Source organism: Neptunicoccus cionae (assembly GCF_014643735.1).
Classification (GTDB): domain Bacteria; phylum Pseudomonadota; class Alphaproteobacteria; order Rhodobacterales; family Rhodobacteraceae; genus Amylibacter; species Amylibacter cionae.
Genome location: NZ_BMKA01000001.1, coordinates 1,128,244 through 1,141,181, shown reverse-complemented (window position 1 = coordinate 1,141,181; position 12,938 = coordinate 1,128,244). Strand labels below are relative to the sequence as shown.

The window sequence follows — 12,938 nt, the reverse complement described above, 5'->3', positions numbered from 1 at the left end:
ACCGGAGCCTTTCATGGATTTTGCCCTGAGCGAAGAACAAACCGCAATTTTTGATATGGCCTATGCCTTCGGGCAGGAAAAGATTGCCCCATTCGCCCAGCAGTGGGAAAAAGACGGTACGATCCCGAAAGAGCTTTGGCGCGAAGTGGGTGAACTCGGCTTTGGCGGGCTTTACGTGTCTGAAGACTCCGGCGGCGCTGGTCTGACCCGCCTTGATGCCACACTGGTGTTTGAAGCCTTGGCAATGGCCTGCCCCTCCGTCGGGTCTTTCCTGTCGATCCACAATATGGTCGGCGGCATGATCGACAAATTCGGCTCGGCCGAGCAGAAAGCCAAATGGCTGCCCGACCTGACATCGCTCAAAAAAGTGTTTTCCTATTGCCTGACCGAACCGGGTTCCGGTTCAGACGCCAGCGCCCTGCGCACCAAAGCCCTGCGCACCAATGAAGGCTACACGTTGAACGGCACCAAGGCGTTTATCTCTGGCGGTGGCTATTCTGACGCCTATATCGTCATGTGCCGCACAGGTGAGGACGGCCCGAAAGGCATCTCCGCTGTTGTAGTCGAAGACGGAGCGGAAGGTTTGTCGTTCGGCGCGTTAGAGGATAAAATGGGCTGGCGCTCCCAACCCACCAGCGAAGTGCAGTTTGACGAATGCAAAATTGCAGCAGACAACCTGATCGGCGAAGAAGGCCGCGGCTTTGCCTATGCGATGAACGGTCTGGACGGTGGACGCCTGAACATTTCTGCAGGCGCTTTGGGCGGCGCACAGGCCGCATTAACAGCCGCGCTGAACTATACCGGAGAGCGCAAAGCCTTTGGAAAAACCATCGACCAGTTTCAGGCACTGCAATTCAAACTGGCGGATATGGAGATCGAACTCCAAGCCGCCCGTGTGTTCCTCCGCCAGGCTGCATGGAAGCTCGACAACGGGTCGCCGGACGCCTCCAAACACTGCGCAATGGCCAAACGGTTTGTGACTGACACTGCCTTTAAAGTCGCCAATGACGCGCTGCAACTGCACGGCGGCTACGGCTATTTGGCGGACTACGGGATGGAGAAGCTCGTTCGGGACTTGCGCGTACACCAGATCCTTGAAGGCACTAATGAAATCATGCGCCTGATCACTGCCCGTCACCTTCTGGCGGAGCGGGATTGATGGATATACAAATCCGCAAAGAGGGTCAGGCCGGTCGCATCACCTTGCAACGGCCCAAAGCGCTCAATGCTTTGACCTATCAGATGTGTCTGGACATCGAAGCCGCGCTGGACGCATGGCGCGATGATGCTGATGTTTCTTTGGTTATTATCGACGCGGAAGGTGACAAAGCCTTTTGCGCCGGAGGTGACATCCAGAAGCTTTATGACACCGCCAGCGCGGGTGATTACGACTACGGCCGCCAGTTCTGGCGCGACGAGTACCGCCTGAACGAGAAGATTTTTAACTACCCCAAACCCTACATCGCCTTTATGCAAGGGTTCACTATGGGCGGCGGCGTTGGCGTGTCCTGTCACGGTTCCCACCGGATCGTCTGTGAAAACAGCCAGATCGCCATGCCTGAATGCGGCATCGGCCTTGTGCCCGATGTGGGCGGCTCACTGATCCTTGCACGCGCACCCGGACGACTTGGGGAATACCTCGGGACAACAGGTGCACGCATGGATGCTGGCAACGCGATCTATGCCGGATTTGCGGATACGTTCATCCCACGGGACGACTGGGCCGCGCTGATCGAAAAGCTTTGTTCCAATGGTGATGTAGGCGCCATTGAACGGGCCGCGCGCCCTGCCCCGCCCCCTTCCCTGCAAGGCCAGCAAGCCAAGATCGACCACCACTTCGCTTGGGAAACCGTAAACGATATTCTGGACTCTCTCAAACTTGACACCTCCGAATTCGGATCAAAAACCGAAGAGGCTTTGCGTCAGAAAAGCCCGCTGTCTGTCAGTTGCACACCGATCATCGTGCAACGTGTGCGTACCGGAAACACCATCGAGAAAGCCCTGAAGGAAGAATTCCAGTTCACCTTCCGCGCCGCAGAACACGGTGATTTCGTTGAAGGCATCAAAAGCACGATCATAGATCGCAGCCACACACCGGTTTGGACGCGCCCCGATCTGGAATCCGTTACGGAAACCGATGTGGAGCGGATGCTCAAACCCCTGAAACCAGAACAGCTGTAGGAGGAAGCTATGAAAATCGGATTTATCGGACTTGGGAATATGGGTGGCCCGATGGCGGCCAACCTTGCAGCAGCCGGCCATCAGGTCAGCGGCTTTGATCTGGCCGCAGAGATGCCCGAGGGCGTGACCAAAGCCGACAGTGCCAGCGCAGCGGCACAGGACAAAGATGCCGTGATCACCATGCTGCCCAACGGCAAGATCCTCGGCGATGTGGCCAGCGAGATCATCGAAGTGATGAGCAAGGGCGCGGCCTTTATTGATTGCTCCACAGTCGACGTTGATTCAGCCCGTCAGGTGGCTGAAGCTGCAACCGCCTTTGGCCTTCTCGCCGTGGACGCGCCGGTATCGGGTGGCGTTGGCGGCGCCAGTGACGGCACGCTGACCTTCATGGCAGGCGGGTCCAGCGAAGCCTTCGCCAAGGCCGAGCCCCTGTTTGAAATCATGGGCCAGAAAGCTGTTCACTGCGGTGACAGCGGCGCTGGTCAGGCCGCTAAAATCTGTAACAACATGATCCTTGGTATCACCATGATCGGCACCTGCGAGGCTTTTGCCCTTGCGGATAAACTCGGGCTCGACCGTCAAAAGATGTTCGATGTTGTCTCTACATCCTCCGGTTACAGCTGGAGCATGAACGCCTATTGCCCAGCCCCTGGCGTCGGTCCGGAATCCCCCGCCGATCGCGGCTATCGCCCCGGTTTTGCTGCCGAACTCATGCTCAAGGATCTGCGCCTGTCCCAACAAGCTGCAGAATCCTCGAATGCGGATACACCGCTGGGTCAGCAGGCAATGGAACTCTACCAGACTTTTGTTGAAGAAGAAGACGGCAACGGCAAGGATTTCTCTGCGATGTTGCCCCGCTTTGAAAAACGCGGACGCGGGTAGCACAAAAAACGCACACCACCAGCGACAGAAAAAACTTTCAGGGACGTATCGTAGGCTCAAGCGCCCCTGAAAGGAAAAAACATGCGTGAACTTTCAATGTTAGCCTTGTTCGCCGCAGGCCTCAGCCTTTCACTCACCGCAACCGCACAATCCCGTTAAGCCTTCAACGGCACACCCGTTGTTGGCCTGCATCACCGTTAAAGTCACGAAAGAAACGGGACCGGCAATCAAAAGCCCGTCCCGCCTCTCAGCCGTCTGGCAAATCAAGGCACAGACAGGCAAACTTTCGCCAGCCAGAGCCGTTCATCGAACTTTTGATGGAGGTTTCGCGTTTAACCCCCGATACGACGAAGAACCGAAAGGAAACCTTATGCGCAGAACCACAACAACCATGATCGCCGCCGCAGTCGCTCTGATGCCCGTCATCGCCGAAGCGAAAAAAGACGATTATAAAAAAATCGAAAAGAAAATAGAGAAAGCCTATAAAGAGCAGGAAAAAGCTCATAAGAAAGCGCACAAGGCGCAAGAAAAGGCGAATAAGGCTCAGGCCAAGGCCGACAAGGAATGGCGCAAAGCCAATGGTGGCAGTGACACAGTTTACGTGACCACGTTGCCACGCAAATCAGTGGTAGAGCACAAAACCGTTCACCGTCATGTCTATCGTGGGGGTGACAGGATCGAAAGCAACTACGAACGCGTCACCAATCCTGAGATTTACGGCCTGAACCCGAACTTCCCGTATTACCTCGCGGCTGACCGGATCTACCGAATGGACCCCGAAACGCTTAAGGTTGTGGCCATGATCGGTCTAGCAGCAGATCTGCTGAACTGAGCCCTAACAAAGCGGGGGCCGCCAAAACGCGCCCCCGCCTCAATGTTCCCCAAATACTCCCGCCGGAGGGGTATTTCTTTCGTTTGGAAATGCAAATCTACCTCAGCTTTACTACAGGATTTGGCTTAGGAATTCCTTGGTTCTTGGATCTTGGGCATTCTGGAAGAATGTTTCGGGCGGGCCATGTTCCACGATAACGCCGCGATCAGTGAAGTAGATGTGATCCGCGACTTCCCGTGCAAATGCCATTTCATGGGTTACCAGAATGCAGGTCATACCGTCCTCGGCAAGGTCTTTGATAGTCTGCAGAACCTCGCCCACGGTTTCAGGATCAAGGGCTGCGGTCACCTCATCGAAGAGAATCACGTCCGGTTGCATAGCCAGAGATCGTGCAATTGCGACGCGCTGTTGTTGGCCGCCTGACAGCTCCCCCGGATAAGCGTTTTCTTTTCCTTCCAACCGCACTTTTTTGATCAAAGCCCGCGCCACTTCTTCCACTTTGATCTTGTCATGTTTCAAAACGCGGATAGGTGCCATCATAACGTTTTGCAAAGCCGTTTTGTGCGGAAAAAGATTGTACTGCTGGAAAACCATGCCCACTTTCTTGCGTAATTCAAGCTTGTCCACTTTTGGGTCGTTGACCTCTTGGCCCTCCACCAAAATTGATCCCTGTTGAATATCGTTGAGCGCATTTATGCATCGGATAAGGGTAGACTTACCGGACCCCGAAGGGCCGATTATGCAAATAACATCGCCTTTCATGACGTCCAGCGATACGCCGTTCAAGACCTTCAATTCCCCGAACGATTTGTGCACATCCTTAAGAGAGACCATAGGGTCTGCGGTTGTCCAGCTCATGAATTTTCCTCAGTTAATGACAGCGTATTTCTTCTCCAGCCACACAGTAAAGCGTGCGATTGGATAGCAATAGATAAAGAACAACAGCAGGACGAAGCCGTAGAAAGGGGCCAGCAGCTCGGGGCGTCCGCCTTCCGAGGCAAGCGCCTGTCCGGTTAGGGTCATCACTTCGGATACACCAACAATAGAAGCCAGAACTGTGGCCATTGTGAGAATGGAGTAAAGGTTCATCCAAGGTGGCAGCATCCGTTTGACGCATTGCGGCAGGATGATCAGCCACAGAGTTTGCATTCTGGTGTAGGCTAGGCTTTCTGCCGCTTCCCATTGACCACTTGGCAATGAGCGAACCGCCCCGCGCACGATCTCGGATACGTTGGCCATGACAGGCAGGGACAGGCCCAAAATTGCCTTCAACCAATCGGGGAAAGGAATTTTGAAGCCAAGAATGTTAATTTCAAACGGCAGCAAGAACATCGCAAAGAACAACAGGACCAACCACGGCGCGTTGCGGAAGAACTGTGTGACAAACCACGAACTGTGGCGGGTCGCCGCGATCAGCGATATCTGTCCTAGCCCCAAAATGGCGCCGATGGCTGTTCCAAATGCCATAGCACTGATCGAAATAATCAAGTTGAATATGAACCCTTTTAACAACAACGGGGCCCAGTTCACCAGAACAGCCAAGGGTGATTCCTGACCGGATGGCGCCTGCGCGAACGCAACGCACGGCCCAATAATCGCTATTAAAGCGACTGTTAGAATGTGCTTTGATTTCAGGCCCAGGAATGGCTCGCTCTGATGCCGCTCCAGCGGCAGCATCACGGGAAGATCAGTTTCATATTTCATCAGCCATACCCCGGAATTTTCATCGCACGTTCCCAACGGTTCATGCCGCTCACCAAAATGCCTACCAGTACGAAATAGGCGAGTAGCAAGAACACCATCATTTCGGTGACATTGACGTTGTCTGACCAGATTTGGTTCGCCTCGTACAGCATTTCCGGCACTGCGATTGCATAGGCCAGTGTGGTGGTTTTAACCAAGTTAACCAAGTTATTGTTCAGCGCGGGCAGGACAACACGAAACGCCAATGGCAGCGTTATGTCGCGGTAGATTTGCAGCTTGGAAAATCCCAACGCTTCGGCGGCCTCAACTGTGGATTTTGGCACAGCTTCAATGCCGGAGCGGAAAATCTCGACGTTGAAGGCCCCTGCAAAAAAGGACAGCGAAATCGCCGCCCACGCGAAACTGCCAAAAATCGGCGATTGCCCACCCCAGTCATTCTCCACCCGTGGCAGCAAGGTGCCGATAGCGAAGTAGAAGAAATAGAGTTGAACCAGTGGTGGTGTATTGCGGAATAATTGAATGTAGCCGCTTACAAAGCGTCGCGTCCATTTAAATGACGAGCCCTGAAGCCATGCACCGATAACGCCAATAATTATCGAAAAGAACAAGCAAACGAGCGAAAGCTTAACCGTAGTAAACAAACCATCAATCATACGATTCCGGTCGTATTCGTCATAGAGAAATGGGAGGTTTATGCCTGTCTCTTGGTAGAGAGTACGAAACCATTCGTAGACCATTTCCATATATAAATCCCCTCAGGCGTTTCGGTTGGGCGGAACAAGAATGCTCCGCCCAACCGCCGTCTTCTTTTTATTTATATTTGTCGTGCATGGCTTGTGCGAACGGCGTGTTTGTCACGCCCCATTTCGTTTCAAGCTCGAGGATGCGGCCGGTCTTGTGCCATTCGATGATCATTTCACTCATCATTTGACCGAACTTTTCCTCGCCCAAAGCGACAGCCAGTCCCCAAGGCGCATCATCAATAGTTTGAAGTGGCATTTCGTAGTCGGCCCAATCAGGATCAGCCGCTTTGGCCACGATCGCACTGTCATCATAAACGAATGCTGCACAGTTGCCGCCCTTCAGCGCTGAGTAGGCTTCGGCGGTGCCCTTAAACGCGACGATCTCCGCACCGTAGGTCTGCGATGTGGCTTTGTTGTAGAATGCGCCTTGAATGCCGCAAACCGGTTTGCCGCGCAGATCTTCCCATTCCTTCAAGCCAAGGCTCTTGAGCGCCAGAACGTTAGTGCCAGAGGAATAATAGTTGGGATCCGGGATTAAGACGACCTCGCGGCGGTCGGGTTTGTCCGTCATTGTCGCAATCATCAGGTCAATCTTGCCCTGTTCTAAAAATTGCATCCGGTTCGAACTGACCACTGGTACGAATTCGATGTCGACGCCCAGTTTATCCGCAACGTCCTTCGCAAGATCAGGTTCAATACCAATCACTGCGCCCGAAGTGTCTAGAAAACCGTAAGGTTTATAGTCAGCTTTTGTGCCAACGATCAGTGTTCCGCGTTCCTTAATTGTATCCAGAATATCGGCAGTGGCGGCCGAGATGCTGAGTGCCGATACAACAAGCGTCGCTGCAAGTGTCTTGATTTTCATTAGTTTTCCCTGTTGCTGTTGTAGTTCTATTGAGCTGTGTTGCCCTTTCGATCTGAGGGCATTCACATCATGAACGGTTAATACTTTTGAGAGCGGCAAACCGCTCCACAATCAGAGAGATCATCCAGCCAGCATAAACCCGTAATGTCAACACATCTATCTAAGCATTGTTTTTGCTGATATTTTATTGGGGCGCAGGTCAGATTGTCAGCAAAGATAATTAGGCACAAAGCGCGGTGAGGATATCAAGCACTCGGGATGACCCTTCATCAAAGCATGCATTCCTATATCGGAACAATCCGTTGTTCGTTTGTATAGACCTTAGGAATTCTCAATTGGTGTGTACGGATTGAATGGCTGTGTCGCAGAAATTGTTACTTTGGGCGTGACCGCTACTCTGTCTCACAGGCCGTGACGGGATACTGTCTTTGATGGGCCGCGATGGAGCAACGATGTCGGGTTCCAGATGTCAGCTTTTGGCTGTTTGCCAATGGCGAGGGATGTTATAACGCAATAGCGGTTGCGACTGCGCCGAACCGATGGTTTTAGCTTATGCAAAAAGGTGGAAATACCGGCATAAAATGCATTAAGTTAGACAATCAAGAGAGGATTGATCGAATTAATAAGTTTAACCCTAAGACGCTATCAATAGCTCATCAAGACGTGGTTGAAGACACCCGTCAATGGCTTGGCCAAATGGTAGTTGGATTAAATCTGTGCCCTTTTGCCCATAGCGTTATAGCCCGAGACCAAGTGCATTACTCTGTATGTGATGCCACCGCCGATGAGCACCTAAAGCAGTTCTTTGTGGACGAATTACAGCGCCTTCTTGAGGCTAACGAAAATGACGTTGCCACTAGCTTGCTCATATTTACCCAAGGACTAGACGAGTTCGATGATTACCTCGCCTTACTCGACTGGTTTCAGCAGTTATTGGAGAAAGCAGAACTGACAGAATATTTGCAACTGGCATCTTTTCATCCCCAATATCAATTTGAGGGTGTGGCTGCAGATGATCTTAGCCACTTTACTAATCGCTCACCCTATCCAACCATACATATTCTGCGTCAAGATCAAGTGACTAAAGCCCTCGCTCACGTTTCGAACCCAGAGAAGATCTATTTAGATAACATAAAAACGTTAAATAAGCTCGGTCGCCGAAAAGTCGAAGCACTCTGTCCCTGGGGTATTTAAAACCTGTTGCACCGCCTTGTAACCGCGCGCGCCGTCAAGGTTTTGGGTCCAAAGGCGGCTTAAACTATGAGAGAGTTTGCCTTATCAGGTTTGTTGCATTGCTCTGGCCCTACGTTGTGGCCAAGTGGTCCCGCTTTTGGAACAGCTTTGTGGCTCCGGTAAAATGTGATTTGGTTGGTTTCATGTCGCCCTCTGGGTCCGGTGTGTGTTGAAGGATGCGTCGTCAGGGAATTATTTTTCTAGGATCGTGTGGGGCGGCTCAATGTCGTAGGAGTTGATCAAGGCTTTGATCACGGGATCGGCTTGGAAACCGTCCTGCAATTCATGCAGACAGACTCCTGTTTAAGTGACTGCCACAGCCGTTCGGTGAAGATATCGACCTCTCCGGTCCATCGAGATTTTGACGTCAGCTTCGATTAGGAGGAAGAAAAACAAGAAAAAACTGTAGACTCATTTTGTATCTGACGCATTTCGTGAGTGGATCCACACCCTTTCTACTAGACGTACATTTTGGCTTTGAGAGGACTTCTCTGGGATTGAAACAATGACCTTAGATCTGAACTTTGTCCGGCATTTCGCTGTCCGATACGGCTTCAAGCAACTTTATTCGCTGGATTTTCCCGGACGGACCTTTAGGCAGTTCATCCATTATGTGCACCCAGTCCGGTGATTTAAACTTACCCAGCTTGCTCGTGCAGATTTCGATCAACTCATTCTGCAAAAGCGTCGACCCGTTACACAGTTTTACAGCCGCCTCGACGCGCTCTCCGTAGGTATCGCAGGGGCGGGCAAAGGCGGCGGCTTCGACGACATCGGGATGGGAATAGAGCGCTTCATCTATTTCCCGCGGCGCAATATTTTCCCCGCCTTTTATGATAAGTTCCTTCAAGCGACCGGTCACAAAGAAGTAGCCGTCTTCATCGACATGACCCAAGTCTCCAGTGCGAAGCCAGCCATCATTCGTAAATGAGGCCTTTGTCGCTTCGGAGTCTTTGAAATATTCCCGCATTACATTCCGGCCGCGAACAGCGATTTCTCCTTGGATGTTTGCTTGCAGCGGGGCTAGGTCCGTCGAAAGAATACACACTTCATTTCCAAAGGCTTTGCCCGGTGATCCGATCTTTCGTAATCCCGGCGGCAGCGGGTTTGACAATATTTGTGCTGCAGTTTCGGTGAGCCCCATCGTCTCAACGATTGGAACTTCAAACCGCGTTTCGAATGCTGTCTGCACATCAGGGGAAAGCGGCGATGAGGCAGAGCGGCCAAACCGGATGCGCACGCGCGTTTCAGAGGTTGGTGTCACGTCTGAATGTAGCAAATGAGAGATAATTGTCGGCACCACGGAAAACCATGTTGCTTTAACACTTTCGCATTGATCCCAGAAGCGAGTTGCCGAAAATTTGGGTGCGATGCAGAGCCTCCCACCGGTCAGAAGCGTGCTCATCACGGTCACGCACAGGCCGTTGATATGATAGATCGGCAGCACGCAAAGACCGCTATCGCGATCTGACAGTGCGTGTGCGACCGTAGGTGTCCACCCGCCCGCCAGAAGGCTGGAGTGGCTATGGATGACACCTTTGGGACGGCCTGTCGTGCCTGATGTATACATCAGGAGCGCATCATCCTCCGGTGAAAGCGGGTGCAGATCCGGCTCTTGCCCCTCACGTGCTTCAGACAATAGTGAAAGGGTTCCGGGGCGCACCCGATTGAACAGCTCAAGCTGGCTGTCATCAACCAGTGCCAACCGTGCTTCGCAATGCTCCAGAGCATATCCGATCGCTTCATCGCCGGCTACAAGGTTAACGACCGTTGCGCGAAAGCCGCCATAAAGCGCGCCAAAGAGGCTGGTGACAGCGCCCTGCCCGTTTGGTTGCAGGATCGCAACGCTTTCGCCTTTTGCAAGACCGGCTGCGGTAAGCCGTTGGGCCAGCTGCCGCGCAGATTTCACCAGTGTGTTCCAATCCAACGGCTCGGAGCCATCAGCGAAAATATACGCTTGTTGCCCGCCGGATGTGTTTGCACGGTAATCAAGCCAGTCGCGGACTGTCCCGTTTGGCGGTGTCGCGGTATCAAATTTCATTTGCCCGCATCCGCCCAATAATCCGCAAAGATATCGTCCAGCGCCGGTTCATTTGGCGGAATTTCACGGATGACTTTGGTCGTCTGGATAAAGTGTTTCCAGTGCAGATTATCGTCAATCGCGTTACCGCCCCAGCTTCCGCAACCCATCGACAGCGAAAAGGGCATCCCGTTGTTGAAGGCTCCGCCGGTGGCAAAGGTGTGGGCTTGATTAACGATCACGCGGCAGGTCGGCATATCTGCGCCAAGGGCAACCGCGCGATCATCCTGCGCTGTGTGAATCCCGATCGAATGGCCCGCCCCCTGATAAGTCAGAATACGAGCGGCAATCCTGCGCGCATCGCCAAAATCGCTGGCACGGTAGAGCGCGGCAACACGGCTGAGTTTTTCACCCGAGAGGGGATGATCCGGCCCGATCCCTTTTGTCTCCACCGCTAGAAACTTTGTATCGGCGGGGACTTGCTTCGTCATACCAAGAGCCGCAATCATCTTGTCAGCGTCCTGCGCGATTACAGAGCGGTTTAGGTGTCCGTCCGGCCAGAGTTTGGAAACAATCGTTGACTCGTCTCGCACCAGCGCGCCGCCCGCTTTAGCCAGTGCAGCGACAAAATCGTCATAGACCTCATCAACGACAATCATCGAATTCTCCGACGAACAAGAGGTCGCGTTGTCAAAGGTTTTGGATGCGGTGATCTTTTCAGCTGCGGCCTTTAAATCCGCGGTTTCATCCACGATCACGGTGACGTTGCCAGCGCCGACGGCGACTGCCGGTGTTCCGCAAGTCTGGGCACGGTGCACGTTGTTCTGGCTACCGGTGCAAATGACCCGATCGCTCTGCTCCATCATTGCCTGCGTTTTCGCTTTGGAACCGGGCGCGGGGATCATCTGGACCAGATCATGATCCAGCCCGATCTTGTCAAACTCGTCGTAGATAAAGCCGAGCAGCAGTTCGCAGCTTGCAACCCCTTTGGGGGAAGGCGCAACAACCACCGCATTTCCGCATTTCAGTGCATTGATGATGTTGTTGGCCGGCGTCGCTGCTGGATTGGTGGAAGGCACAACAGCGCCGACAACGCCCACGGGACGCGCGATTTCGGTGATCCCTGTTGCGGGGTCGTCGCGTAGAATACCTTGGGTTTTGATCCCCTTGATGTCGCGCATCAGGCCAAGGGTTTTGCGATGATTTTTGATAATCTTGTCCGCAACGTTGCCAAGGCCGGTTGTTTTAACGGCCAGTTCGGCCAGCGCCTTGTTACGCGATGGTTCCATAATAGCCCAAGCAGCGGCCTGCGCCGCGCGGTCATAGCGGATCTGGTCTGCGCCGTTCTCATAGGCTTTCTGGGCATTACGGGCACGGCCCATGATTGCCTCGACCTCTGCGATTTCATCAGTGGCGGTCATCGCAACATTCCTTCTGGTTTGGCTAGGGCGCGATCCGCCCCAGCCGTTGGTTTCCTGAATTAAAGGCCGGCAAGCAGCTCTTTGAGCGTTTCTTCACGGGCGGCCCACATCTCTTTCACTTCGTCGCGGGTCATTATGTGCATGGGAGATCCACCAGCCTGCATCTTGGAGGCAATACGCGGGTTCTTGAACATCTCCGGCACAACGGTGGCAAGTTTGTCGATCACCTCTGGTGGGGTTCCTTTGGGGACCATGATCCCTCGGAAATTCACGCTGGCATTGTCGATGTCGTAGCCTTGCTCCTTGAGCGTTGGAACATCGGGCAGAAACTCATTGCGCTCCAGATCGAACACACCGAGGATTTTGACATTGCCAGCCTGTTCTGCGCGGAATGCATCCGACAAGTTGTTCACACCGCCCATCACATCACCGGCAATAACCGCCTTCATCGCAGCCGCGCCACCGCCTTTTGTGGGGATGTAGGCCATTTTAACACCCGCGGCCTGTTCAAGCTGCAGGGCCGCAATGTGATGTCCCACAAAGAGGCCTGCCCCCGAAAACGTCAGCTTTCCAGCGTTTTCTTTGGCGTAATTGACAACATCATCCATCGAGTTCATCGGGCTGTCGGCAGCGACGACAAAAACGGCAGGGTCCGCGCCCCAATTGGCAATAGGTTCAAAACTGTCTGCGGAATACTGCACCCCGCCCTTTACGGACTGAGCAATAAAATGGGGGATGTTGTAGGCCGCCAGCGTATATCCGTCCGCATCCGCTTGTGTCGCAAACCAGTTCCAGCCGACACGCCCTCCCGCGCCCGGCTTGTTAAGGATTGCGATCGGCATGCCAAGGGCGTCTTCATTGCCCGCTGTCATCGTCACGATGCGCGCCTGAAAGTCTGTCGCGCCGCCAGCGCCGTAGCTGACCATCATCATGACGGGGCGCTCCGGATAGCCTTCCGCGAGTGTCGAACTGCCCGTCAGGGCCGTCAACGCAACTGCGGCGCTTGCTATAAGATGTCTCATAATTCGTCCTCCCTAGGATTGGTGATTTGAACGCT

12 protein-coding genes are annotated in these 12,938 nt (G+C 53.4%); 5 read left to right on the top strand and 7 right to left on the bottom strand.

Annotation, left to right across the window (positions count from 1 at the left end; all coding sequences use genetic code 11):
* The first annotated feature begins 13 nt into the window (after positions 1-13).
* The 4 genes from IEX10_RS04995 to IEX10_RS04980 all read left to right on the top strand — a co-directional run bounded on the left by IEX10_RS04995 (position 14) and on the right by IEX10_RS04980 (position 3,895).
* Positions 14-1,159, top strand: coding sequence for an acyl-CoA dehydrogenase family protein (locus IEX10_RS04995; protein WP_188671465.1), 1,146 nt, complete (start codon positions 14-16; stop codon positions 1,157-1,159).
* On the top strand, positions 1,156-2,181 hold the full coding sequence (locus IEX10_RS04990; RefSeq protein ID WP_188671463.1) for an enoyl-CoA hydratase/isomerase family protein: 1,026 nt from the start codon (positions 1,156-1,158) through the stop codon (positions 2,179-2,181). Before IEX10_RS04995 ends, IEX10_RS04990 begins: the two co-directional genes overlap by 4 nt.
* Before the next feature lie 9 nt (positions 2,182-2,190).
* Positions 2,191-3,063 (top strand): 3-hydroxyisobutyrate dehydrogenase, encoded by an 873-nt coding sequence (gene mmsB, locus IEX10_RS04985; protein WP_188671461.1) that lies wholly within the window; start codon positions 2,191-2,193, stop codon positions 3,061-3,063.
* A gap of 370 nt (positions 3,064-3,433) precedes the next feature.
* Complete coding sequence (locus IEX10_RS04980) at positions 3,434-3,895, top strand: hypothetical protein (protein ID WP_188671459.1); 462 nt, start codon at positions 3,434-3,436, stop codon at positions 3,893-3,895.
* 111 nt (positions 3,896-4,006) lie between these two features.
* Here IEX10_RS04980 and IEX10_RS04975 read toward each other — a convergent pair whose 3' ends face one another.
* The 4 genes from IEX10_RS04975 to IEX10_RS04960 form a co-directional block, all read right to left on the bottom strand.
* Complete coding sequence (locus tag IEX10_RS04975; protein WP_308420680.1) at positions 4,007-4,753, bottom strand: amino acid ABC transporter ATP-binding protein; 747 nt, start codon at positions 4,751-4,753, stop codon at positions 4,007-4,009.
* 9 nt (positions 4,754-4,762) lie between these two features.
* Positions 4,763-5,599, bottom strand: a complete 837-nt coding sequence (locus IEX10_RS04970) for an amino acid ABC transporter permease (RefSeq protein ID WP_188671457.1) — start codon at positions 5,597-5,599, stop codon at positions 4,763-4,765.
* The gene (locus tag IEX10_RS04965; RefSeq protein ID WP_188671455.1) at positions 5,599-6,342 is read right to left on the bottom strand and encodes an amino acid ABC transporter permease; all 744 of its coding nucleotides are present in this window, start codon (positions 6,340-6,342) and stop codon (positions 5,599-5,601) included. Before IEX10_RS04965 ends, IEX10_RS04970 begins: the two co-directional genes overlap by 1 nt.
* Before the next feature lie 67 nt (positions 6,343-6,409).
* The gene (locus IEX10_RS04960; protein ID WP_188671453.1) at positions 6,410-7,207 is read right to left on the bottom strand and encodes a transporter substrate-binding domain-containing protein; all 798 of its coding nucleotides are present in this window, start codon (positions 7,205-7,207) and stop codon (positions 6,410-6,412) included.
* A 552-nt stretch (positions 7,208-7,759) separates the two neighbouring features.
* Here IEX10_RS04960 and IEX10_RS04955 point away from each other — a divergent pair.
* The gene (locus IEX10_RS04955; protein WP_188671451.1) at positions 7,760-8,401 is read left to right on the top strand and encodes a DUF1415 domain-containing protein; all 642 of its coding nucleotides are present in this window, start codon (positions 7,760-7,762) and stop codon (positions 8,399-8,401) included.
* Between the two features lie 550 nt (positions 8,402-8,951).
* Here IEX10_RS04955 and IEX10_RS04950 read toward each other — a convergent pair.
* The 3 genes from IEX10_RS04950 to IEX10_RS04940 are packed head-to-tail and all read right to left on the bottom strand — an operon-like array spanning position 8,952 to position 12,903.
* Complete coding sequence (locus tag IEX10_RS04950) at positions 8,952-10,481, bottom strand: AMP-binding protein (RefSeq protein ID WP_188671449.1); 1,530 nt, start codon at positions 10,479-10,481, stop codon at positions 8,952-8,954.
* A complete protein-coding gene (sauS, locus tag IEX10_RS04945) occupies positions 10,478-11,941 on the bottom strand; it encodes an acylating sulfoacetaldehyde dehydrogenase (protein WP_268237031.1) in 1,464 nt (487 codons plus the stop codon). Before sauS ends, IEX10_RS04950 begins: the two co-directional genes overlap by 4 nt.
* On the bottom strand, positions 11,941-12,903 hold the full coding sequence (locus tag IEX10_RS04940) for a Bug family tripartite tricarboxylate transporter substrate binding protein (RefSeq protein ID WP_188671446.1): 963 nt from the start codon (positions 12,901-12,903) through the stop codon (positions 11,941-11,943). Before IEX10_RS04940 ends, sauS begins: the two co-directional genes overlap by 1 nt.
* Positions 12,904-12,938 lie beyond the last annotated feature (35 nt).

Coding starts and splice junctions, on each gene's coding strand:
- IEX10_RS04940 (WP_188671446.1), bottom strand. CDS start 12,903: ATGAGACATCTTATAGCAAGCGCCGCAGTTGCGTTGACGGCCCTGACG.
- IEX10_RS04995 (WP_188671465.1), top strand. CDS start 14: ATGGATTTTGCCCTGAGCGAAGAACAAACCGCAATTTTTGATATGGCC.
- IEX10_RS04960 (WP_188671453.1), bottom strand. CDS start 7,207: ATGAAAATCAAGACACTTGCAGCGACGCTTGTTGTATCGGCACTCAGC.
- IEX10_RS04975 (WP_308420680.1), bottom strand. CDS start 4,753: ATGAGCTGGACAACCGCAGACCCTATGGTCTCTCTTAAGGATGTGCAC.
- IEX10_RS04980 (WP_188671459.1), top strand. CDS start 3,434: ATGCGCAGAACCACAACAACCATGATCGCCGCCGCAGTCGCTCTGATG.
- IEX10_RS04970 (WP_188671457.1), bottom strand. CDS start 5,599: ATGAAATATGAAACTGATCTTCCCGTGATGCTGCCGCTGGAGCGGCAT.
- IEX10_RS04955 (WP_188671451.1), top strand. CDS start 7,760: ATGCAAAAAGGTGGAAATACCGGCATAAAATGCATTAAGTTAGACAAT.
- mmsB (WP_188671461.1), top strand. CDS start 2,191: ATGAAAATCGGATTTATCGGACTTGGGAATATGGGTGGCCCGATGGCG.
- IEX10_RS04965 (WP_188671455.1), bottom strand. CDS start 6,342: ATGGAAATGGTCTACGAATGGTTTCGTACTCTCTACCAAGAGACAGGC.
- IEX10_RS04950 (WP_188671449.1), bottom strand. CDS start 10,481: ATGAAATTTGATACCGCGACACCGCCAAACGGGACAGTCCGCGACTGG.